Genomic DNA, 20,926 nt, shown 5'->3' on the forward strand with positions numbered 1-20,926 from the left:
CCTAACTGAGGGACGAGGCTGCCGAAGCGTCAGCCTCGGAACCCTGGACCGCACGGAAGTACCCGACAAGCGTGGTCAGGCGAGCATCGAAGGCCCCGACGGAGAACTCTTCGGAGACTCGCGCCTTCGCGAACTCTGCACGCCCCCTCGCATCTCGGGGGTTGTTCCTGATAGCCAGGAGAGCATCGAGATACGCCTCGATGTCGTCGAACCTGCCGATCGGATAGCCGGTCAAGTCGCTCAGAACTTCTCCTACACCTCCGACAAGCGGCCCCACGACAGGGATACCTTCGCACATCGCTTCGAGGACGGTCAACGGAATCCCTTCCCACTCACTGGTCAGGACGTAGGCGCCGAAGACCTCGAGTGGCAGCTCAGCAAATGAGGCGTAGGGCGGGTGACGAACAGCGCCCGCAGCGTCGAGCACAGCCAGGGACTCGGAGAGGCCGCTGGAGCCCATGACCTCCTGTCCGTAGAAGTGGAACTCGATCGGCATATTCCGTTCCGCCGCCCGAGCGGCAAGTGCGGCGTAGATGTCGAGCCGCTTGGGCAAGTCGAACCGCCCAGCCCAGAACACCCTCAGGACATCGGCCGCCTCGTCACGAGGAGCGGAGGCAGACCGTCGCGCCGACGAGACGACGCTGCGCTGGACCAGGAACTTTTCCGGCGCGTAGCCGTGTTCGTGGACCAGACGAGTTGCATAACTCTGGCTGTCGACGAGCACCTTCGATACCGGATCCAAGAAGCCGGGTGTCCGGAGGAACATCACGGAGAGAGCCTCGCCGTCTTCGCTGCGATCGATCGCAAAGCTCGTGAGGAAGAGGTTAGAGTGCTGACTCAGTCGGGGGCCATGACGCTCGATGACGTCGAAACCCACCGTGCTGTTGAACGCATGGACCGTATGCGGTTGGTACTGAGCGATGAGTTGAGGAACGATCCATTCCACGAATGCGTCGCGCGGCACCCCACGCGCGAGCAATGGCGCGAGTTCTACGGTGCTCACGCCAGCGGGCACTTGGTCAAGCCGCGTCGAGATGACCGGCTCAGTCGTCAACAGAACAACGCTCGCCTGCGGGTCCTGGCGCTTCACCGAGGACAGGTATTCAATGAGCACGGAATCGCCGCCACCGGTCCGGAGCCATGGGGCGAAGTAGAGATAGTCGATCGACGACGGTAATGCATCGATGATTCGCAGGTAGGCGCTGGATTCACGAACGATCTGGGGCGTGGGAGGACCCCACCGCTCGATCCATGCCCCGGTATCTTTGCGCGGGTAGGGAAGGAGCGGTTCAATGCTGTTCAGCGTTGCCCATTCTGCGAGCACGCTCGTGGGCACAGGACGCGGGCGGCTGCGGCGCATGAAGGATGACAGTGCGTCACGCCAGGGTTTGACGAGGCGGCCGGCGACTCGGAGAATTCGCGCGGGACGTAGGGCACGCACGGGTAAGGGCGGCGGATCTGTCGCCAACCGTTTGTCGGTGAGGAGCGGCACTCTCTCGAGAACTGGCCCGGCTCGCCAAAAAGGGTGCTCCGAGCCCCATCGACGGATGAATCCGACGCTACCGATCGGAGTGCGTACCGCTATCCCCTCCTCGGCGAAAGCAGCAGCAAGCGCGAGAGACCCTCCGCGCAGATCACCGGCGGCGACTGCCTGCCGAACGGTGTCGGCGCGTGCAGCGAAAATTGAGGCCCACACATCGACGTGCGCAAGCAGCCGCGAGACTTGGTCGATCCCATGCGAGGTCGGCTGACGTCCGATTCCTGTCCGCTGGCCGAACGTCACGATGAACTCAGGGCGGATGACCTCACCGCGTGCGACTCGCGCCGCAGCACTGAGCCAATCCACCCCGACCAGATCACCCGCCTCCACGACCCCGACGACGTCAGCCGTGGACTGGCTGAGGCCCCGGCCCGCGAGAACCGCGGCGTCAGAATCGCCGATGAGAACAACACGAGCGTGTGAGCGCACCACCGCAGGGAGCCCATCCGCGCATGACTGCGCGACGGCCAGCACAAGCGATGTCTGCGCCACCGCAGAGGCTGCCTCCGCCGACTCCAGGAGCGAGCGGACGGTCGGGACGGCCTCTCGCCCATGCCGCCACACCGGAATGACGATCTCGATACGCACACGCACATCGACTCCTTCCGGCACCGCACCATGCTAGCCGCACGCCACTTCGCGCAGCGGTCCACGATCCTCACACGGCAGATTAGGATGCTGTGGTTGCGTGTTCCGCTGACGCGCTGAGGGATCCATGACGAACGAAACGCTCTCCGGCGCCGACCTGCGTCCCCCCGGTACGGGGCTCGGCCTGATCGACGTGCTGCGCCGACGGCATCTGCTGATGTTGTTGGTGCGCAAAGAGGTGCAGATTCGTTACCGAGGGTCGGTCCTCGGCTGGCTCTGGTCCTACGTCAAGCCGCTGATTCAGTTCGCCGTCTTCTTCGTGGCTCTTGGCATCTTTCTGAATCTCAACAGTTCGGTCGGGTACTACCCCGTGTACTTGTTGGCGGGTATGACGGCCGTGACGTTCTTCACCGAGGCGTTCACGAACGGCACCCGCTCGATCGTCGACAACGCTGCGCTGATCAAGAAGATCTACTTGCCGAGGGAGCTTTTCCCCGTGTCGAGCATGCTCGTCGCGATCATCAACACGATCCCCCAGGTCATCGTCGTCTGGGCGATCGCGCTCGTCATCGGTTGGGAGTTCTCTCCGATCGCGGTCGCAGCCATTCTGTGTGGACTGCTGATCGTCGCGCTGCTTTCCACCGGGCTGGGGCTCCTTTTCGGCGCCATCAATGTCGCGTTCCGTGATGCGCAGAGTTTCGTCGAGATCATCGTGATGTGTGCGATGTGGGCATCACCTGTCATGTATCAGTGGTCGATGGTGCGGCCACAACTCGGGGAGGTCGGCTTCCTGATCTACTGCTTGAACCCCCTCACTGTCGCTGTCGAGCTCTTCCACGCAGGCTTTTGGTTCCCGTTGAACCCTGAGAATGGACAGCTTCTTCCTGACCTGTGGACATTTGCGGGTCTCGCTCTCCTGATCTCATTGCTGACAGTGGTGGTCGGACAGTTGGTCTTCCGGCGACTGGAGGGTCGTTTTGCCCAGGAACTCTGATCGGGACGCGCGCGCAGCGATCGTGGTAGACGACGTTCACAAGAATTTCCGGCTTCGCCACACTCACTCGCTCAAAGAGACATTCGTTGCGACGGTCAAGAGAAAGCCCGTGTCGACCGATTTTCATGCTTTGGATGGGGTGTCGTTCACGATCGACCAGGGCGATTCCGTCGCACTTCTCGGGTTCAACGGTTCAGGCAAATCAACGATGCTGAAGCTCATCTCGGGGGTGCTCACTCCGGACTCCGGACGGGTCCTCACCCGTGGCCGCATCGCCGGCCTGATCGAAGTCGGAGCAGGTTTTCACCCCGACCTCTCGGGACGGGAGAATGTCTTCCTCAACGCCGCGATCCTCGGGATGAGCAAGCGTGAGACCGAACAGCGATTCGATGAGATCGTCGCGTTCAGCGAGATCGAGCGATTCATCGACACTGAGGTCAAGCACTACTCTTCCGGAATGTTCTTGCGCCTCGCGTTCGCCGTCGCGATCCACACAGAGCTCGACATCCTTCTGATCGATGAGATCTTGTCGGTTGGTGACGAACCGTTTCAGAAGAAGTGCATTGCGCGTATCCGCGAACTTCATGAGCAAGGGAAATCCCTCGTCGTGGTGTCACACGATCTCGATATGGTGTCAGGCCTCTGTGCGCGCGGCATTCTTCTTCGCGACGGCAAGGTGAGCTTCGACGGCGACAGCAAGCTTGCCGTCGCCGCGATGCGAGCCTGAGAGTATTCGCGCGTCGACCTCAGCGTCGCCGGAGCACACGGCGGACACGGCGCCACACCGGGTGCCGGTCCCAGATCTCTCGAACCAGGACCTCGCGCTGCCGGTCGAGTTGCTCCGAGAGTTCGCGCGCAAAGCTTTCGCGCAGGCGCCTCTCGATACTGGCAATGAAGAGAGGCATTCCAGCGCCATTTCGTTCCACCCAGGCTCGAAGCGCCGCGTCCCTCACAGCGAGGTCATCACGCTCATGCGCTCCCGCGAGCTCGAACATGCTATTGCCGTCACTCCCGCGAGCAGTGGGACGCTGCGTCCAGTAAGCCAGCGGAGGTCCGGCAAGAAAGCCCAGCGAGTGCCGTGGTGTCAGCCGCAGGTAGAAATCCCAGTCTTCGACTGTCTCGAGCGACTCATCGTAATACCCGACATCGTCGTGGATGGCACGTCGGTACAGCACAGAGATCGGTACAGCCCGATTGATCTCGAGCAGCTCCGTGAAAGTCACCGAGGAGAGCCCCGGCCAGAATGGCTCCCGCCGCTGTTCGAGCCAACCACCATCAGCTGCACGCTCGTAGATGATCTCGGTCGGCACCACGACGCCGGCCTCCATGGGATGCGCGTCAAGGTAGGCCACCGTCGATGCGAGGAAGTCCGGATGCCAAAGGTCGTCATCGTCGTGCAGTACGACATAATCCGCTGTTGCGGCACGGACTCCCAGGTTGGCCGCAGCGCAGCGACCACCCGGGGAAGACGTCGCCAACACGCGGGTGCGACCTGCTAGCGGCGACGAAGCGACGACAGCACGAGCGGCGTCTTCGTCGCCCTGATCGTTCACGACGAGAACATCGAGTTCGTCGTGCGACTGAGCAGCGATATCGGCGAGCGCCCTCGCGAGGAAGTACGGTCGATCTTTCGTCCGAACAATCACCGATACGCGTGAGCTCACTCGGTCAGCCTAGTTGTTGTTGTCTCAGAGCCCCCGGGCGCGAGTGCGCCCCCGCGAGCCGTGTCGCCCGATGGGCAGTCATCGTCTACCGTGATCGAGCGCCTTGAGCAGGTAGACGCCGTATCCACTCTTCACGAGCGGCTCGGCTCGTGCGCGTAGTTCGTCATCTGTGAGGAAGCCCATTCGCCAGGCCACCTCCTCAGGACACCCGATCGACAGGCCCTGGCGTCGTTCCACGGTGCGGATGAAGTCTGTCGCCTCACTCATGGAGTCGAAGGTCCCTGTGTCCAGCCAGGCGGTACCGCGGGGCAGGATCTCGACCTTGAGGCTGCCCCGGGCGAGGTACTCCTTGTTCACATCGGTGATCTCTAGTTCGCCCCGAGGCGATGGGCGCAGTCCCTTCGCGATATGGACGACGTCATTGTCATAGAAATACAGGCCGGGAACGGCATAGTTGCTCTTGGGCGCTACCGGCTTCTCCTCGAGCGAAACCGCGATCCCGGTTGAGTCAAACTCGACGACCCCATACGCGGTAGGGTCATCGACCCAGTACCCGAACACCACACCGCCGCTCAGGGTGTTGTATTGCCGGAGCCGCGTCCCCATCCCCTGGCCGTAGAAGATGTTGTCGCCCAGCACCAAGGCGACGGAATCGGAGCCAATATGGTCTTCTCCGAGAATGAAGGCCTGGGCAAGCCCGTCCGGAGACGGCTGAGCCCGATAGCTGAGTGAAACCCCGAACCTACTCCCGTCGCCGAGCAAGCGTTGGAACTGATCCGCGTCCTGGGGGGTCGTGATGATCAGAATGTCTCGAATACCGGCGAGGATGAGGGTCGACAGAGGGTAATAGATCATCGGCTTGTCATAGATCGGGACAAGCTGCTTCGATACTCCGAGGGTGATCGGGTGCAGCCGCGAGCCGGTGCCTCCCGCGAGGATGATGCCGCGCATGTCTCCAGTCTCGCTCACCGCAGCAGATGCAACAAATGTGCGCTCTATCCTGGAGCGATGCGGACGCTTCTGGTTACGGGTGGTGCGGGGTTTATCGGGTCGAACTTCGTGCATCATGTCGTGGGGCACTCGGAGGACCGGGTGGTGGTGCTGGACAAGTTGACGTATGCGGGGAACCGCGCGTCACTGGAGGGGCTTCCCGAAGACCGGGTGCAACTGGTCGTCGGTGATATCGCGGATGCTGCGGTCGTGGATCCGCTGGTCGCGGATGCCGACGCCGTCGTGCATTACGCGGCGGAGTCACACAACGACAACAGCCTGCATGATCCGCGTCCGTTCTTGGATACGAACATCGTCGGGACGTACACGCTGTTGGAGGCTGCCCGGAAGCACGGGACCCGCTTCCACCACATCTCCACCGACGAGGTCTACGGCGATCTGGAACTGGACGATCCCGACCGGTTCACCGAACACACCCCCTACAACCCCTCCTCGCCCTACTCGTCGACGAAGGCTGGGAGCGATCTGCTCGTGCGGGCGTGGGTGCGTAGCTTCGGTGTACAGGCCACCATCAGCAACTGCAGCAACAACTATGGGCCGTACCAGCATGTGGAGAAATTCATTCCCCGGCAGATCACGAACGTAATCCGCGGGATCCGCCCGAAGCTGTACGGGGCTGGACAGAACGTGCGGGACTGGATCCACGCCGATGATCACTCCTCGGCGGTGCTGACGATCCTGGAGAAGGGTGAGATCGGGCAGACGTACCTGATCGGCGCGGATGGGGAGAAGGACAACAAGACGGTGGTCGAGCTGATCCTCACCCTGATGGGTCAGGATGCTGACGCGTACGATCACGTCACCGACCGAGCAGGGCACGACCTGCGGTACGCGATCGACTCCACCAAACTGCGCACCGAACTGGGATGGGTGCCCCGCTACCGGGACTTCGAAGCGGGCCTTGCCGCGACCATCGACTGGTACCGCAGCAACGAGGACTGGTGGGCGCCGTCCAAGGTCGGCGTCGAGGCGTTCTACGCCGCCAAGGGGCAGTGAGCGTGACTGAGTACGGCAAGGCGCTGCAGGTGACCGAGACCCCGATCCCGGGGCTGGTCGTCGTCGACCTCCCGGTTCACGGAGACGCGCGGGGCTGGTTCAAGGAGAACTGGCAGCGGGAGAAGATGACCGCGCTGGGCCTGCCCGATTTCGGGCCGGTGCAGAACAACATCTCGTTCAACGATGCGGTCGGCACCACCCGCGGGATCCACGCCGAGCCCTGGGACAAATGGGTCTCGGTCGCGACCGGGCGGATCTTCGGCGCGTGGGTCGACCTGCGTGAAGGCCCCACCTTCGGCGCCGTTTACACCACCGAACTCGACCCGTCGAAAGGGATCTTCGTCCCCCGCGGGGTCGGGAACTCCTACCAAACTCTCGAACCCGACACCGCCTACACCTACCTGGTCAACGACCACTGGTCCCCCATCGCGACCTACAGCTTCCTCAACCTCGCCGACGAAGCGGCCGCCATTGACTGGCCCATCCCCCTGGACCAGGTCCAGATCAGCGAGAAAGACAAGAACCACCCCCGCCTCGCAGGCGTCACCCCGATCGGTCCGAAACGGATCCTCATCACCGGCGCGAACGGGCAACTCGGCCGCTCCCTCCGCGCCGAGCTCGGCGACGCCCCCCACATCGAGTACGCCACCCGCGAGGACCTCGACCTCACCAGTCCCGACCTCGAGACGGCCCGTCGGTGGCGAGACTACGACACCATCATCAACGCCGCCGCCTACACCGCCGTCGATACCGCCGAAACCCCCACCGGCCGGCGCGACGCATGGGCCGCCAACGTCACCGCCGTCACCCACCTCGCCCGCATCGCCACCGACAACGGCATCACCCTCGTCCACGTCTCCAGCGACTACGTCTACGACGGCACCTCCCAGACCCCCTATACCGAGACCGACCCGATCGCACCGCTTGGGGTCTACGGCCAAACCAAGGCCGCCGGCGACCAGATCGTCGCCACCGTCCCCCGCCACTACATAATCCGCACCAGCTGGGTTATCGGCGACGGGCACAACTTCGTCCGCACCATGGCTTCCCTCGCCGAGCGCGGGATCGACCCCACCGTCGTCGCCGACCAAACAGGACGCCTCACCTTCACCACCGACATCGCCGCAGGCATTAGACATCTCGTCGACACCGGCGCCCCCCACGGCACCTACAACCTCACAGGGTCCGGTCAGCCCACGACCTGGTACCACATCGCCCGCACCGTCTACGACATCACCGGCCACGACCCCCAACGCGTCAGGCCCGTCAGCACCACCGACTACTTCGCGAATGCCAGTGGCCCCGTCGCGCCACGACCCACCAACAGCACCTTCGACCTCACCAAACTCCACACCACCGGATTCACCACACCCGATTGGCGTGAGTCACTCGCGCTCTACCTGAGCTAACGGAAAGTCCGCGGCATGGGTGCCGAGCTCCCCCTACACATCGACGAAGGAAGCATCACCCTCACAGCTCGGCATGCAGCTGCCACACCCGCTCGCCGGCTTCGCGCCACGAGAAGGCCCGCCCGCGGTCGGCGGCAAGCGTGGCAGCGCGGCGGCGTTCGGCGTTCGGCCCCAGAAGCGGCACGACGGATGCCGCGAGGGCATCCGCTCCACCCTCGATGAGCGTTCCCCCCTCGCCCACGAGCTCGTGCTGAGCCGGTGATGCTGCTGCGACGACGGGAACGCCGAGGGCGAGGGCCTCCAGCACACGCCATCCGTAGGAGGGCATCTCGCCCGGAGCCACGAGGACGGATGCCGACGCCATCGCTGCTGCGCGATCGACCGCATCCATCGCCGGAACAAGGATGGCCGAACCGGCGACCTCCGCGATGCCCGGCGGAGGATCGAGAACGACGACAGGCGTCTCCGCCGCTTCCCGCCCCAATGCGGCGACGAGCTCACCCAGTGCCTCCGGCGTGACCCCCGCCCCATCGACGACGACGGCCCCCTCGGGCACCCCTCGCTCACGGCGGCGTCCGACCGCGTCGCGCGGCTCGGCGAACCCCTCCGGCGCGGCACCGGCGATCACGCGTAGCCGATCCCCGAGCTTCGTGCGTTCACTGAGTTCCTCCGCCATGGCGTGCAAGGGTACGACGACGGCATCCGCGTACCGCTGCGCTCGCTTGAGCATCGCGCGGTGCCAGGCGACGCTCGCTTTGGGCAGACGTTCCGGGTGCGTCCAGGGCGTGAGGTCCCAGATCGTGACGACCGTCTGATCGTGGTTGTGAACCCGGTCATGACGCACCAGCGGCGCGAACAGCGTCGGAGAGTGCACCATGCCGGCGCCGAGCCCGCTGGGCAGTCCCAGCGACACTGCGGTCGCCGCTTCACGGCGCGGGATGGGAGAGACATCGACGCGAGCGAGCCCGTCCAACGCCTTGACCGCTCCGAGGGCATCCTCACCGGCCGCGGGGACGGTCGCGGCGACCTCGCACCCTCGCGGTGCGGATGCGATGAGCGCGCGCGTGAGTTCGCGTGACGCCATCGCGAGATCGGGATCGGTGGGCACGACCAACTGATCGAGCACCACCCTCAGCGTGGTGGTCATGCGGCGGGTGTGGGTGTCGGTGTCGGAGGATGCAGCACCTGACGCACATAGTCGCGGACGAAGGCGAAGTCGTCGGCCGACATCTCTTCGGGGATGACGCCGATGCCGCCGACCGAGCTCGGTGTGAGCTCGATCGTGGTGACCGGCTGCTCCTTCGACTTCAGGGCCAGCTCGGCGAAGTACGGGATCATCGACTGCGGGATGTCGGTCTGCACGATCGCCGTGCCCGCGCTGAGCACGTCGTTGAAGCGGTTCAGGACGTTCATCGGAGTGAACTGGGCGAGGATCGCTCCTTGCAGCTGGCGCTGGCGCAGCATCCGGTCCCAGTCGCTCGTGGTGTACCGCGAGCGGGCGTACCACTGGGCGGTGTCGCCGTCCATGTGCTGCAGTCCCGGCTCGATCCACCCGATCGCCCATTCCTCGGCCGGCTGGCCGTCGTAGGCGGGGCCGCCACCCTTGGGCAGGCGCTCGGCGACCTCGATGTCGACACCACCGAGAGCATCGATGAGTGCCGCGAAACCGTGCATGTCGATGAACACGTAATAGGGGATCTCGATCCCGAGGATGCCTTCAGCGGCGTCTTTGGTCGCCTCGATGGCCGGCTCAGACCCGTTGGTGACGGCATCCGGGTACAGGGCGTTGCCATCGCGGCAGACCTCGACCTCGGTGCGCAGCTGGTTGATTCCGCTCGACCAGCCGCAGGTCGGATCGACACGACCGGTGTGGCCGTCCGGGTAGAGGTCCTGCATCGGGCCGGGAGCGAACGGTGCGTGCGCCAAGTCACGCGGGATGCCGGTGATGGTGACCGCTCCCGTGTCGGCGTTGATCGAGACGACCGAGATGCTGTCGTAGCGCATCGAGTCGCGACCCTCGCCGCTGTCGGCGCCGAGCAGAAGGATGTTGTAGTAACCGTCCGACGGTGGCACCGACGGCCCAGACTGCGCGAAGATCGTGCCGAACGAATCGCGCACGCCCACGAGCCGATCGGATGCCCAGACCACGCCGCTGCCGGCGAGAACGAGAGCCCCGACACCGACGAGCGCGACAGCGAATCGCGTGATCGACCCGGTGCGCACGAGACGCACGAGGCGCAGGGTGTCGATCGTGAGGATGATCCACAGGAGCAGGTAGGCGAACAGCAGCGCCTGCACGCCGAGCAGCACGAACCAGTTCGTGGCGATCGCGACGAACGCCTGCTGCCAGAGCAGGAGCGTGACGATCGAAACCGCGATCAACGTCCAGCCGAAGAGGGTCGCACCGAGACCGAACCGGCCGAGACGCCGGTTTCCCGCGAGAACCTGCGCCGATCCGGGGATCAGGAAGTTCAGAATGAGCAACCACCACGCTCGACGCGTCATCATCGGCCGCGATGCCGCGTTGGGGTAGCGAAGCGGGCGGTTCTCGATCACCGGCCGACGCACGGATTGCTGCGCTCCGGTCATGCGAGGGGGGCTGGCGACGCTCACAGCGCCTCCTTGAGCCGCCGGTTTTTCTCCTCGACGACGCCCTCGAGTTCGCGCGCGTACGTTTCGATGGCATCGGCGTGAGCGGGGTCGGCGATTCCCAGCATCCGTACTGCCAACAGCCCCGCATTCCGGGCCCCGCCGATCGACACCGTTGCCACCGGGATGCCGGCGGGCATCTGCACGATGCTCAGGAGCGAGTCGAGTCCGTCGAGGGTGGCCAGCGGCACGGGAACGCCGATCACCGGCAGCGCGGTGACCGAGGCGAGCATGCCGGGCAGGTGCGCGGCGCCGCCAGCTCCCGCGATGATGACACGGATGCCGCGGCCCCGTGCCTCGCGCCCGTAGGCGATGAGCTTGTCGGGCGTGCGGTGGGCCGAGACCACCTCGACCTCGTGGGGCACGCCGAAGTCCGTGAGCGCCTGGGACGCATCGCTCATGACGCGCCAGTCGGAGTCCGAGCCCATGACGACACCGACGAGCGGGGCGGGGGAACTGTGGAGCGCAGCGGTCACCGGACCAGGCTAGGGTGCATGGCTGGGGATTGCCCGGAACGGCACCCCCGAAGGGAGAATCCGTCAGGAAGGGCGGATCGCGTCGATGCCCTCGAAGCGACCGAAGTCACGATCAAAAGTTGCGACCGGGCACGCGTGGGCACGGGCGACTGCCGCAATGTAGGCATCCGACACAAGGTTTCCGATCGCACCGGAAGCAACGCACATGTCGAGGAACGGCTCGATCCCGTCAGTGAGGCCGGGAACAGACCGGTAGCCCGGAGCCCGGGTGATGGCTTTGGCGTAGGAGGCCGCTTCGGGAAGTGTCAACGGCTTCTCGAAGACTCGACGGCTCGTGGCCACTCGTACAAACCCTGACCACACCGCATCGGGGACGAGCACCTCATCCGAAGCCAGACGCTCCACGAGGAAACGTCTGGCCGGCTCATGGTCCGGATGTCGGGTGGCGCTGGCAGCAACCAAAACGTTGACATCGACCAGAATCACGGGGATACCGACTCGTCCTCATCGAGCAGGTCGTAGAGCGCTCGATTGGAGCTGACGTCTACCCCCGGCAGCACTCCGCCAGCCTCGAAAGAGGGCAGGTCGACGACAGCCGCGGTCTCTGGCTTCTCGACGAGGTAGGCACGCAGGGCGTCATCCAGAAAGGCGCCGAGGGTGACGCCCCGGTCGGCTGCGCGCTTCTTGGCGCGCGAAAGTAGCGCGTCATCGATGGAAAGCGTGGTGCGCATGATGCCGATTCTAGAGCATCACGCGCATCACCTCTCAGCACTCGGCAAGATAGGAGGTGCTCGGCAAGATAGGGGATCTGATGACAGAACAACACGTCAGCATCGCGGACGACATCGATGCTCTGCTGCGCGCCCGGTATGGCGCTGCGGCTCCCGAGCTGACCGAGCCGGCCGCGCTCAACTCGGCAACGCTGGCAGGGCTCTTGCGTCACCACACGGTGCGCAGCTTCACCGACGCGCCGGTCAGCGACGAGGCGATCACCGCGATGGTCGCTGCCGCCCAGTCGGCGGCCAGCTCCTCGAACCTGCAGTTGTGGAGCGTCGTCGAGGTTCGGGATGCCGCCACCCGGCGCGCCCTCGTGGACGAGGTCGGCACGAGCACCTTCGTTGCTGACGCTCCCGTCATCCTGTTGTTCGTCGCAGACTGGGCCCGGGCCTCGGCGATCGCGGCGGCCGAGGGCGAGTCGGATACAGCCGCTGACTACCTCGAATCCACCCTGGTCGCGTTCGTCGATGCTGCGCTTGCCGCGCAGAACGCCGTCGTGGCAGCGGAGTCGCTCGGACTCGGCACCTGCTACCTTGGGTCGGTTCGCAACAACCCTGAGCGCGCCGCCGAGCTGATCGGGCTCCCCGCCCGAGCGATGGTCGCATTCGGCCTCGCGGTCGGATACCCCGATCCCGCCGACACCGCGGGGATCAAACCGCGTCTCGCGCCGGGTGCCGTGCATTCCCGCGAGCGCTACAGCCCGATCACGGATGCCGACATCGCCGCCTACGACTCCGAGATCGCCGCCTACCACGCGAGCCAGGGCCGCCCGACCGGATGGAGCCGGGCCGTCATCCGTCGCGTGAAGGATGCGGAAGGGCTCAACGGGCGCGACCGGATGCGCGCCTGGCTCACCGGACGCGGCCTGCCCTCGAACTAGGCATCCGTTCCGGCATCTCCCGGCGGGTCAGTCCTGGAAGAAAGCGGCTGCCGCACGCGCGTCGTAGACGACATCATCGAGATCGGCACCGAAAGCATTGACGTGCCCGACCTTGCGTCCCGGGCGCGGCTCCTTGCCATAGGTGTGGATGCGGGCAGACGGATGCTGCGCCATCGCCGCCGCGAACCTCTCTGACAGGCCGCCCTCGCTGGGTCCGCCGAGGATGTTGATCATCACCGACCAGGGCGCGACAGGCGACGTATCCCCCAGCGGAAGGTCGAGAACGGCACGCAGGTGCTGTTCGAACTGGCTCGTCACTGCACCGTCCTGGCTCCAGTGACCGCTGTTGTGCGGGCGCATCGCAAGCTCGTTCACGAGGATGCGGTCATCGGCGGTTTCGAAGAGCTCCACCGCGAGCATCCCGGTGACACCGAGCCCCTCGGCGATCCGCTCGCCGACCTCGGCAGCTGTCGCAGCAAGGCGAGCGCTGGCGCTCGGCGCCGGCGCGAGCACCTCGGCGCAGACACCGTCGCGCTGCACGGTCTCGACGACGGGGTACGCGCGAACCGCGCCCGATGGTGTGCGCGCGACCTGTTGCGCGAGCTCTCGGGTGAACTCGACGAGTTCCTCGACCAGTAGCGCGCCGCCCCCGGCATCCTCGGCGAGCGCCGTGAACCAGTCGGCAGCGCCGTCTGGCGTCGAGACGACCCGCACACCTTTGCCGTCGTATCCACCCCGAGGCGTCTTCACGACGGCCCGACCGCCGTGTGCATCGAGGAAGGCGGCGAGCTCATCGGGACCGGTGACGGCAGCCCAGTCGGGCTGCGGCATCCCCATCTCCTGCAGCCGCGTGCGCATCAGCAGCTTGTCTTGCGCGTAGCGGAGGGCGTCGGGGCCGGGGTGTACGGCAACGCCCGCGTCGACGAGCGCGCGCAGGACCTGCTGCGGCACGTGTTCGTGGTCGAACGTGACGACATCGACCTCGCGCGCGAACGCGAGCACGGTGTCGGCGTCTCGGTAGTCGCCGACAGCGGATGCCGCGAGAGCTGCCGCCATCCCCTCCTGCTCGGCGAGCACCCGGATCTCGACGCCGAGTTCGACAGCGGGCGCGATCATCATTCGCGCCAACTGTCCGCCGCCGATCACACCGACGCGATAGGTCATAGCAGTCCTCCCGTTCGGATCCATTCTGTCGCGAACCGGCCGGATCACGGCGTCGGTGGCCCGCGGGCCCGGATCGCCTCAGGACTCGGGCGGCGCCTGACCGTCTCGGTGGGCGAGGATCTGATTGACCTCGACCTGGTCGATGAGCACTTCGTGAACGAGCGCCACCTGGGGAACCCGGGTCATCCGCATCGGCGCGTCGACACCGTTGGACAGGATGAGCGTGCCGCTGCCGGCCAGGCGCTGCAGAGGCCCGCGGCGCATCTGCACCGAGTACCCGCGAACGTGCGCGAGCTCGCGCCGCCGGGTTACGAACAGCCCGCTGCGCTCGATGACACGACGCGTCGTGATCGTGTAGACGTGCGCACGCCACGCCAGGAACGGCAGGAACACGAGCACGAAGATGACAACAGCCGCTGCTGCCAGCAGCATCCAGTTCTCGAACGGTGCCGGAAGGTTGTCGTAGAAATACCCGGCGGCTGCGGCGACGCCGATCAGGACGATCGCCGACAGGATCAGCGCAGGCCGTCGGCCGCGGATCTTCGCGATCAGCAGTTCGGGCGTCGAGACGCCGGGCGCGGGCGCCAGCGGTCGCCCGACAGAACTCGGCGACAGGGAGTACCCCGACGACCCGGTGCCCGGCTGCAGCGACATACCCCCATTGTGGCGGTCTCAGCGGACATGGATGACGTCCCCCGCCGCGACCGGCACCGATTCACCACCCACCGTGACGACCAGCCGACCTGCGTCGTCGAGCGCGGTCGCGCGGCCCTCCAACACATGATCGTCGGGCAGTATGACGCGAACCTCGCGCCCCAGGGTTCCGCAGAGCCGCTGAACCTCGTCGCGAACAGCGGCGCCACCGTCGGCAGACTCTGCAGCTTCCAGCATCCGGTCGAGACCGTGCAGATAGTCGGCGAGCAGGCGATCCAGGTCGACGTCTGCTCGGGCGATCGCCAACGAGGTCGCCGTGGACACGGGGAGCTGCCCGGGCGTCATCCGCGTATTGACCCCCGCCCCGACGACGATGGCATCAGGTTTCCCCGGAACCATCTGCGACAGGATTCCGCAGACCTTTGCGCCGTCGATGAGAACGTCGTTCGGCCACTTCAGCGCCACGCGTGAGCCGTCTCCTTCGTTTGGAGGCGCGAACACACCCCGAATCGCGAGCGTCATCGCCGCGCCGGCGATCAGTGGCACCCACCCGCGCCGGTCGGTGCGGATGCCGGGTACGCGGACAAGAACCGAGATCGCCAGGGCAGCGCCGGCCGGTGCAGTCCACGTGCGATCCAGGCGCCCTCGTCCTGCCCGCTGGTCGTCGGTGATCAGCACCGACAGGTGGGGGTAGGCATCAGGCTCTCCCGCCACCGCCACCAGAAGATCGGCGTTCGTGGACCCGGTGTGGGCGACCACATCCAGCCGGCCCGCAATGATCGCCGCCCGCGGAAAGTCGACTGCCTGCATCCGTTCACTGTAGGGCCGCCGGTCTCGGCCACCCCGACGCGAATCGTCACGGTAGGAGAAATCGCGGAGGTAGGCAGATTCCCCCACCAAATGGCCTACGCCGGGGATATCGCCTACCTCCGGGAGGGCAATGACCACCGCCTCCGCATCGGGAAAGGCATAACGGATGCCGCGGCGCGTTGTCGCTGGTCTCCAAGGGCTTCCCGCGACACGCCGATAGTGTGGAGGCGTGACCGACGACAACGACCTGTTCACGACGGCCGGCAAGATCGCCGACCTGCGCGCGCGCTACCACGAGGCTGTCGTCTCCGCCGAGGAGTCAGCCCGCGAGAAGCAGCACGCCAAGGGCAAGCTCACGGCCCGCGAGCGCATCGAGCTGCTCGTCGATCCCGGCAGCTTCACCGAGCTCGACGAATATGTGCGCCACCGCACGACGGCGTTCGGGATGGACAAATCGCGCCCCTACGGCGACTCTGTGGTCACCGGCACCGGCACGATCCATGGCCGCACGGTAGCGGTCTACGCACAGGACTTCTCGACCTTCGGCGGATCGCTCGGCGAGGTAGCCGGCGAGAAGATCATCAAGGTCATGGAGCTCGCCCTCCGCTGCGGGATGCCGATCATCGGCATCCTGGATTCCGGCGGCGCGCGCATCCAGGAGGGTGTGGTCGCCCTCGGCAAATACGGCGAGATCTTCCGCCTCAACACGCGGGCGTCGGGTGTCATCCCGCAGATCTCGATCATCATGGGCCCCGCCGCCGGTGGCGCCGTGTACTCCCCCGCCCTCACTGACTTCGTCATCATGGTCGACAAGACCAGCCAGATGTTCGTGACCGGCCCCGATGTGATCAAGACCGTCACCGGCGAGGACGTCGGGATGGAAGAACTCGGCGGCGCCTACACCCACAACACCAGGTCAGGGGTCGCGCACTACCTTGCAGAAGACGAAGACGACGCTATCGACTACGTCCGCACGATGCTCGGCTTCCTCCCCGACAACAACCTCGCGGAGATCCCCGAGTACGAGAGCCCGTTCGAGTGGGAGACGACGGATGCCGACCGCACTCTGAACGCGATCATCCCGGACTCGGCCAATCAGCCCTACGACATCCACGACGTCATCGGCCATATCGTCGACGACGGGGATTTCCTCGAGGTGCAGCCGTTGTTCGCCCCGAACATCGTGATCGGCTTCGGCCGGATCGAGGGACGGACGGTCGGCATCATCGCGAACCAACCCTCTCAGATGGCGGGCACCCTCAACATCGAGGCCGGCGAGAAGGCCAGCCGCTTCGTTCGCTTCTGCGATGCGTTCTCCATTCCGATCGTGACCCTCGTCGATGTTCCGGGATACCTTCCAGGCACCGACCAGGAGTGGACGGGAGTGATCCGCCGTGGCGCCAAGCTGCTGTACGCGTACGCCGAGGCGACAGTGCCGCTCGTGACGGTGATCCTGCGCAAGGCCTACGGCGGCGCGTACATCGTCATGGGATCCAAGCAACTCGGCGCCGACGTCAACCTCGCCTGGCCAACCGCCGAGATCGCGGTCATGGGAGGCCAGGGTGCGGTGAACATCCTGTACCGGGGCGAGCTCAAGAGGGCCAGCGAGACCGGCGAGGATGTCGCTGCCGTGCGAACGCGGCTTGCCAACGAGTACACCTACAACGTGGCATCCCCGTTCCTCGCCGCCGAGCGCGGCGAGCTGGACGGGATCATCGAACCGGCCCAGACGCGCGTGTCGATCGCCAAAGCGCTGCGGTCCCTGCGCGGCAAGCGCGCAAGCCTCCCGCCGAAGAAGCACGGAAACATCCCGCTGTAGGACGCGATGAGTACCCGAGAATCAGGGCCCGAAGAGCGCGAGCCCGCCGTGCCGATCAACATCGTGCGCGGCGACGCGACTGCCGAAGAGATCGCGGCAGTCGTCGCCGTCGTGGCTGAGCACTACGTCACCGAGCACGCCGAGGCCGTCGCCGACGAGCCTCAGCGGTCGGCCTGGGCACTCTCGCAGCGGGCACTGCGGGAGCCGCTCCGGCGCGAACTGGGCTGGAACCGCACGCCCTGTTGACCCGCGCCGACAGAATTGGCCTGGTTTGCGGGCAGTCCAATTTTGTCCCCCAAAATACCTACAGACGAATCGTTGCGACTCGGCAAGACTGGAACAGCTGGAACGCAGTAGCGTTCGGCTGAACTGCCGTCACCTCTCGTGTGACGCGGCCCAGGTTCGGCCACGCGGCCGGTTTTCGGGTAACCGTCCGCACCGGTGGGGGTGGACCATCTGTCCACCCCCACCATCCTTTTCGGAGGACGTTCACTCCCGAGCGTCGTGCTCCCCGGGGAGTCGAGTGATCTCGGTCCACAGGTCGACGGTGTCTTCGTCGCTCAGGCCCCGGCCCGCATCCGAGCGACCCACGACCGTTACTGCCACGCTCTCGTGCGGGGACGTGCGGATGTAGAGCCGGTCCGATTGTGCCGAGCGCAGCGCGGCGACCAGACGTTCGCGGATGCTTGCCAGACTCTCGGGGTCGATGCCGTCCAAGCCTCCCTCGTCGAGGACCGTGACCGTCGCGCCACGGCGGCGGGCTGACTCAAGTTCGTAGCGCACCGCATCGTCGAGCAGGCGAGCTCCGCGCAATTCGTCGCGCAGACTCCCTTCGGCAAGTCGCGCCTCGACGCGTTCGTCGGGGGTCAATGCGCCGCCCTGCGCGATCGTGCGTGCAAGCACCGGACCTGCAACCGACAATGCTCGCTGAATCTGCACGCGGCGCTCCCGCTGACGCACGGTGTGGGCTGCCTGCCACGCCGATGCCGCGCGCTGCAGTTCAACGAGCTTCGCCGTGTCTTTGGCAGCACGATCTGTCAGCATCACCAGCAGTTGCGCCAACCCCACCCACAGGATCGAGCCGACAAGACCCTTCTCGAGCGCATCGAGGATGCCGAGCCAGTACCACGAGACGGCGGCGAGGAGACCGATGCCCACCCACGCGAAGATCGGGCGACGCCTCACCATGACGATGACCATCAGAGCGCCGATGCCACCGAGATACCAGACGACGTACGGTTCTTCGATCGCCTCCCGCGGCACAGCCAGCGACAGCGCGTTGGGGACGATGACCGTCGTTCCCAACGCCATGAGCGCGGCTGCAAGCGGCATCCGGTCGGATGATGCGCCCGGCGCCAATCCGGGTGCGGCCGGCGTCACATCGTCGTCTTCGGGGTCGCGGTTGCCCCACAGCAGCGCGACGCCGGTGGTCACGACATAGAGTGCGACGGCAGCGACGAGCACCAGTGGCTCGGTGAACGGACCGGTCCACCACAGCCCGCGCACGGCAAGGTAGGCCGTGAACGCGAAGGCCAAACCGATCAGCAGGCGGCGGACACTGATCATGCTCGGGCCCCCTGCCACGTAAGGCGCACGAGCGTCCCGCTCGAGTCGGACGTAATGTGCACGGTGCCGCCGACGGCTGCCACCCGAGCAATGATCGATCCGCGTATTCCGAGTCGATCGTCCGGGACCGTGTCGAGATCGAACCCGTCGCCGAGGTCTTGCACCTCGAGGTGCAGTCGCTGGGTGTCAGGCTCCTGACGCGCGCAGACCATCAAGCCGATACCGCCGGCGTGCTCGATCGAATTGGCAATCGCCTGCATAGCCGCGAGGATCAGCGCGTTCGCGACCCGACCGGGGATCTCGGGCGCGTCATGGCCGTACGCGCGTTCCACGACAAGATCGACACCGAGCCCGCGCGCACCACGCTCCACTTCTTCAACGAGCGTCCCGAAAGGTCGTGGCGAATCGCTGCCCAGACCCGCATCGGTTTCTGCGTTCGCGAGTCGCGTCAATGCCTCCTGCGCCATCGCCACGGCGAGACCCTGCTCCCGGGGGGTTTGCGCACGCTCAGAGGCGATGAGAGCTGCGAGGACGCTGTCGTGCATGAGAGCGGCGACAGCGACGCGCTCGCTCTCAGCCGCTTCGGTGACCGCCGCAGCGGTGTACGTCTCCACCGCCGTGCGACGGGACTCGTCGACGTTGTCGGCGATCGACCGGAACATCCACCCCAAGGTCACAAAAACCCCACCCAGGATGATGGCGAAGGACACGTCCAGCAGCGTCGGCCACCAGAAATCGACGGCGAATCCGGCCTGGGCCAAGCGGGTGATCCCGAACAGCACGGGCACGAAGATCGTCCACGCCATCTGCCACACCAACGGCAGGAACATGATGGAGGAGGCTGTGACCACGCTGACGAGGAACCATGTCCACGGTGGATCGGACGGCGGGATGTCCTGCCCCGCCACCACGAAGGGCCAGGCGACGAGCGTCGCGACGAAGACGGCGCAGAAGGTGATGGCGGCGGGTGCGATGCTTCGACCCACGACATAGGTGACGAGCAGGGCCGCCAGCGATCCGAAGTTCGCGACCATGAAGGCCACATGCCAAGCTTCGGGCTCCTGCACCGAGCCCAGCGCCGCGACGAAGGCTTGCGCACCGAGGGCAAGCGATCCGACCGCCAAGACGATGCTGATCATCCGCTCGATCCGCCGCCGGGTGAACGAGCCGAGGCCCGCCGTCGGATCGTGGGCAAGGGGGATCTGCGCCCACGCGGCGGCCAGCGCTCGCTCGCGGGGGTGGGTGTCGGCGCTCATCGCTTGTCCGATGCTCCGGCAGCGAACCCGTCAGCCGAGACGAGGCCATCTTCCAGTGCGCGGCGGATGAGGTCGAACTTCGTCGAGGCCGATCTCCCGACCTCGACGTACTTGACGCGCACGCGGCTGATGTTCTCTTTCGCCGTCGAATACGCGATGCCCAGGCGCTCCGCAACAGCTTTCAGAGGCAAGCCGGCGGCATACAGACGCAGCACGTCTCGTTCTCGCGCCGACAGCTGTGCGTCGGCGAACTCGCGGTCACCCTCGATGGCGCTTGCCCATTCGACGTTGTTCAGCGGATCGCCGTTGGCCACGGCGTGGATCGCCGAAATCACGTCGTCGATCGGCGAGGCCTTGCTCACGACGCCGATCGCGCCGGCCAGGAGGGCTTCTCGCACGGCCGAGGGCCGATCGGCCACCGAGTGCACCAGGATGCTGGACCCGTCGGTGACAAGTCGCCCGACATTCTCTCGTACTGTCGTCCCGTCGCCCAGGGTGAGATCGAGCACAACCACATCGACCGGCGGAGCGCTCGTGGCACGCCTCCAGCGGACATACTCGGTGACAGTGCTTCCCGAGAAAACCACCTCGGGACCCCCGTCTGTCACACACGCCGCCTCTACCCCCAAGCGGACGGACTCATGGTCATCGATCAGAGCCACCCGCGTCATGG

The 20,926-nt window shown here is 65.8% G+C and carries 21 protein-coding genes; 7 read left to right on the forward strand and 14 right to left on the reverse strand.

Features of this window, described 5'->3' with window-relative positions; translation table 11 throughout:
• Window position 1: 1 nt before the first annotated feature.
• Window positions 2-2,152 carry a glycosyltransferase gene (locus tag ACQVDU_RS11615; RefSeq protein ID WP_292732995.1) on the reverse strand — a complete coding sequence of 717 codons (2,151 nt, stop codon included), beginning with the start codon at window positions 2,150-2,152 and terminating at the stop codon, window positions 2-4.
• Between the two features lie 103 nt (window positions 2,153-2,255).
• Here ACQVDU_RS11615 and ACQVDU_RS11620 point away from each other — a divergent pair, with 103 nt between their 5' ends.
• Window positions 2,256-3,122: an ABC transporter permease gene (locus ACQVDU_RS11620; protein WP_292732993.1), complete on the forward strand. Its 867-nt coding sequence runs from the start codon at window positions 2,256-2,258 to the stop codon at window positions 3,120-3,122.
• Window positions 3,106-3,849 carry an ABC transporter ATP-binding protein gene (locus tag ACQVDU_RS11625; protein WP_292732991.1) on the forward strand — a complete coding sequence of 248 codons (744 nt, stop codon included), beginning with the start codon at window positions 3,106-3,108 and terminating at the stop codon, window positions 3,847-3,849. Before ACQVDU_RS11620 ends, ACQVDU_RS11625 begins: the two co-directional genes overlap by 17 nt.
• Before the next feature lie 19 nt (window positions 3,850-3,868).
• On the opposite strand, the gene ACQVDU_RS11630 is transcribed toward ACQVDU_RS11625, so the two are convergent.
• Window positions 3,869-4,786 (reverse strand): glycosyltransferase family 2 protein, encoded by a 918-nt coding sequence (locus tag ACQVDU_RS11630; RefSeq protein ID WP_292732989.1) that lies wholly within the window; start codon window positions 4,784-4,786, stop codon window positions 3,869-3,871.
• Window positions 4,787-4,864: 78 nt separating this feature from the next.
• Entirely contained in the window at window positions 4,865-5,737 is an 873-nt protein-coding gene (gene rfbA / locus ACQVDU_RS11635; protein ID WP_292732987.1) for a glucose-1-phosphate thymidylyltransferase RfbA, read from the reverse strand.
• A 57-nt stretch (window positions 5,738-5,794) separates the two neighbouring features.
• On the opposite strand from rfbA, the gene rfbB reads away from it, so the two are divergent.
• Together rfbB and rfbD are read left to right on the forward strand one after the other, a co-directional pair.
• Entirely contained in the window at window positions 5,795-6,793 is a 999-nt protein-coding gene (gene rfbB / locus ACQVDU_RS11640) for a dTDP-glucose 4,6-dehydratase (RefSeq protein WP_292732985.1), read from the forward strand.
• Entirely contained in the window at window positions 6,790-8,202 is a 1,413-nt protein-coding gene (gene rfbD, locus ACQVDU_RS11645) for a dTDP-4-dehydrorhamnose reductase (protein ID WP_292732983.1), read from the forward strand. The genes rfbB and rfbD overlap by 4 nt, the downstream gene beginning before the upstream one ends.
• Window positions 8,203-8,263: 61 nt before the next feature.
• On the opposite strand, the gene ACQVDU_RS11650 is transcribed toward rfbD, so the two are convergent.
• The 5 genes from ACQVDU_RS11650 to ACQVDU_RS11670 form a co-directional block, all read right to left on the reverse strand.
• Window positions 8,264-9,349, reverse strand: coding sequence for a glycosyltransferase (locus tag ACQVDU_RS11650; protein WP_292732981.1), 1,086 nt, complete (start codon window positions 9,347-9,349; stop codon window positions 8,264-8,266).
• Window positions 9,346-10,815, reverse strand: a complete 1,470-nt coding sequence (locus tag ACQVDU_RS11655; RefSeq protein ID WP_443477194.1) for an LCP family protein — start codon at window positions 10,813-10,815, stop codon at window positions 9,346-9,348. The genes ACQVDU_RS11650 and ACQVDU_RS11655 overlap by 4 nt, the downstream gene beginning before the upstream one ends.
• Window positions 10,812-11,279, reverse strand: a complete 468-nt coding sequence (purE, locus tag ACQVDU_RS11660; protein WP_292712144.1) for a 5-(carboxyamino)imidazole ribonucleotide mutase — start codon at window positions 11,277-11,279, stop codon at window positions 10,812-10,814. Before purE ends, ACQVDU_RS11655 begins: the two co-directional genes overlap by 4 nt.
• Before the next feature lie 111 nt (window positions 11,280-11,390).
• Window positions 11,391-11,813: a TA system VapC family ribonuclease toxin gene (locus ACQVDU_RS11665; protein ID WP_341577857.1), complete on the reverse strand. Its 423-nt coding sequence runs from the start codon at window positions 11,811-11,813 to the stop codon at window positions 11,391-11,393.
• Entirely contained in the window at window positions 11,810-12,058 is a 249-nt protein-coding gene (locus ACQVDU_RS11670; protein WP_341577856.1) for a ribbon-helix-helix domain-containing protein, read from the reverse strand. Before ACQVDU_RS11670 ends, ACQVDU_RS11665 begins: the two co-directional genes overlap by 4 nt.
• An 80-nt stretch (window positions 12,059-12,138) precedes the next feature.
• Between ACQVDU_RS11670 and ACQVDU_RS11675 the strand changes: the two genes are divergently transcribed.
• Window positions 12,139-12,984, forward strand: a complete 846-nt coding sequence (locus ACQVDU_RS11675; protein ID WP_443477195.1) for a nitroreductase family protein — start codon at window positions 12,139-12,141, stop codon at window positions 12,982-12,984.
• Between the two features lie 27 nt (window positions 12,985-13,011).
• Here ACQVDU_RS11675 and ACQVDU_RS11680 read toward each other — a convergent pair whose 3' ends face one another.
• From ACQVDU_RS11680 to ACQVDU_RS11690, 3 genes are read right to left on the reverse strand one after another with little or no spacing between them, the layout of a single operon-like run.
• The gene (locus tag ACQVDU_RS11680) at window positions 13,012-14,193 is read right to left on the reverse strand and encodes a 5-(carboxyamino)imidazole ribonucleotide synthase (protein ID WP_443477268.1); all 1,182 of its coding nucleotides are present in this window, start codon (window positions 14,191-14,193) and stop codon (window positions 13,012-13,014) included.
• A 33-nt stretch (window positions 14,194-14,226) separates the two neighbouring features.
• Window positions 14,227-14,802, reverse strand: a complete 576-nt coding sequence (locus tag ACQVDU_RS11685) for a PH domain-containing protein (RefSeq protein WP_331790523.1) — start codon at window positions 14,800-14,802, stop codon at window positions 14,227-14,229.
• Between the two features lie 18 nt (window positions 14,803-14,820).
• On the reverse strand, window positions 14,821-15,612 hold the full coding sequence (locus ACQVDU_RS11690; protein WP_443477196.1) for a biotin--[acetyl-CoA-carboxylase] ligase: 792 nt from the start codon (window positions 15,610-15,612) through the stop codon (window positions 14,821-14,823).
• Between the two features lie 229 nt (window positions 15,613-15,841).
• On the opposite strand from ACQVDU_RS11690, the gene ACQVDU_RS11695 reads away from it, so the two are divergent.
• Both ACQVDU_RS11695 and ACQVDU_RS11700 read left to right on the forward strand, forming a co-directional pair.
• The gene (locus ACQVDU_RS11695) at window positions 15,842-17,431 is read left to right on the forward strand and encodes an acyl-CoA carboxylase subunit beta (protein WP_443477197.1); all 1,590 of its coding nucleotides are present in this window, start codon (window positions 15,842-15,844) and stop codon (window positions 17,429-17,431) included.
• Between the two features lie 6 nt (window positions 17,432-17,437).
• The gene (locus ACQVDU_RS11700; RefSeq protein ID WP_292711702.1) at window positions 17,438-17,677 is read left to right on the forward strand and encodes an acyl-CoA carboxylase epsilon subunit; all 240 of its coding nucleotides are present in this window, start codon (window positions 17,438-17,440) and stop codon (window positions 17,675-17,677) included.
• A gap of 243 nt (window positions 17,678-17,920) precedes the next feature.
• Here ACQVDU_RS11700 and ACQVDU_RS11705 read toward each other — a convergent pair whose 3' ends face one another.
• From ACQVDU_RS11705 to ACQVDU_RS11715, 3 genes are read right to left on the reverse strand one after another with little or no spacing between them, the layout of a single operon-like run.
• Complete coding sequence (locus ACQVDU_RS11705) at window positions 17,921-18,997, reverse strand: hypothetical protein (protein ID WP_443477198.1); 1,077 nt, start codon at window positions 18,995-18,997, stop codon at window positions 17,921-17,923.
• Entirely contained in the window at window positions 18,994-20,253 is a 1,260-nt protein-coding gene (locus ACQVDU_RS11710; protein WP_443477199.1) for a sensor histidine kinase, read from the reverse strand. Before ACQVDU_RS11710 ends, ACQVDU_RS11705 begins: the two co-directional genes overlap by 4 nt.
• Window positions 20,250-20,924 (reverse strand): LuxR C-terminal-related transcriptional regulator, encoded by a 675-nt coding sequence (locus ACQVDU_RS11715; protein WP_443477200.1) that lies wholly within the window; start codon window positions 20,922-20,924, stop codon window positions 20,250-20,252. Before ACQVDU_RS11715 ends, ACQVDU_RS11710 begins: the two co-directional genes overlap by 4 nt.
• Window positions 20,925-20,926: the final 2 nt, after the last annotated feature.

It is taken from the genome of Microbacterium sp. F2 (assembly GCF_052274505.1).
Taxonomy (GTDB): domain Bacteria; phylum Actinomycetota; class Actinomycetes; order Actinomycetales; family Microbacteriaceae; genus Microbacterium.